The following is a 1233-nucleotide window of genomic DNA, read 5'->3' as shown; positions in this document are numbered from 1 at the left end:
AATAAAGACAAAACGCCCCTTCTTCTTATTGCCGAACAAATACGAGTGCTGGTGAGAAAAAAAGGGTAGCATTTTGTTATCCTTTCTCCTACAATTATATAGAACGGTCTAGACAAATGAATGATAATATAAAGACTGGTCTAAATTGGAGGAAATGATAATATGAAAACATTATGTACACATTCATTGCCTAAAGAAAAAATGCCTTATTTGCTCCGGAGCGGAGAAGGCGAGCGCTATCTGTTCGGCAGACAGGTTGCCACGGTGATGGCGAATGGGAGGAGCACAGGTGATTTGTTTGAGATCGTGCTTCTTTCCGGGGGAAAAGGAGATGCCTTTCCGCTTCACGTCCACAAGGACACACATGAAGGAATTCTCGTTTTGGACGGGAAACTGGAACTGACACTTGATGGTGAACGCTATTTATTAATATCAGGTGATTATGCCAACATTCCGGCGGGAACACCGCACAGCTACCGGATGCAGAGCCACAGAACAAGACTGGTGTCTTACACGATGAAAGGAAACGTAGCGCACTTGTATTCCGTTATTGGGAATCCGTATGATCACGCTGAACATCCGCCGTACGCAAGCGAAGAAGTCTCAAACGAGCGATTTGCAGAAGCAGCCGCTGTAGCGGACATTGTATTACTAGATGAAGGAAAGCCTGCATGTTCGGCCAAATTAGCGGAACTTACAGAGCTGCCAGATGGAGCCGTTCCATACGTTCTTGAATCAGGAGAAGGAGATCGCCTGTTGACTGGAGATCAGCTTCACCGCATTGTGGCTGCACAAAAAAATACAGATAGCCAGTTTATCGTCGTATCCTCTGAAGGCCCTAAAGGTGACCGAATCGTTGATCACTACCATGAACATCATACAGAAACATTTTATTGCCTTGAAGGCCAGATGACGATGTGGGCAGATGGCCAGGAAATTCAGCTGAATCCGGGAGATTTCCTGCATGTCCCTGCAAATACCGTTCACTCCTATCGCCTTGATTCTTACTATACAAAGATGGTGGGCGTATTGGTTCCTGGTTTATTTGAACCGTTTTTCCGGACGTTGGGCGACCCGTATGAAGGCCACATCTTCCCATGTGAGCCTCAGGCTTTGCGCTTTGAACGCGTTTTGCAGAATATCGAAGCATTAGATTTAAAGATGAACACATAAAGATGACAAGATTGTAAGGTTTTCATGTCGGCCTGACACCTAAATCGATGTTTCCGCGCT

General features: G+C 45.6%; 1 protein-coding gene and 1 pseudogene. Both read left to right on the top strand.

Annotation, left to right across the window (positions count from 1 at the left end):
• Positions 1-69: pseudogene (locus ACWHAR_RS22060) on the top strand (TetR/AcrR family transcriptional regulator); the annotation flags it as partial.
• A gap of 93 nt (positions 70-162) precedes the next feature.
• A complete protein-coding gene (gene qdoI / locus ACWHAR_RS22055) occupies positions 163-1173 on the top strand; it encodes a quercetin 2,3-dioxygenase (RefSeq protein WP_452087835.1) in 1011 nt (336 codons plus the stop codon).
• Positions 1174-1233: the final 60 nt, after the last annotated feature.

It is taken from the genome of Bacillus sp. LR--39 (assembly GCF_053613335.1).
The sequence above is the reverse complement of the archived record's forward strand: the minus strand, read 5'-3'. Positions and strand labels throughout refer to the sequence as shown.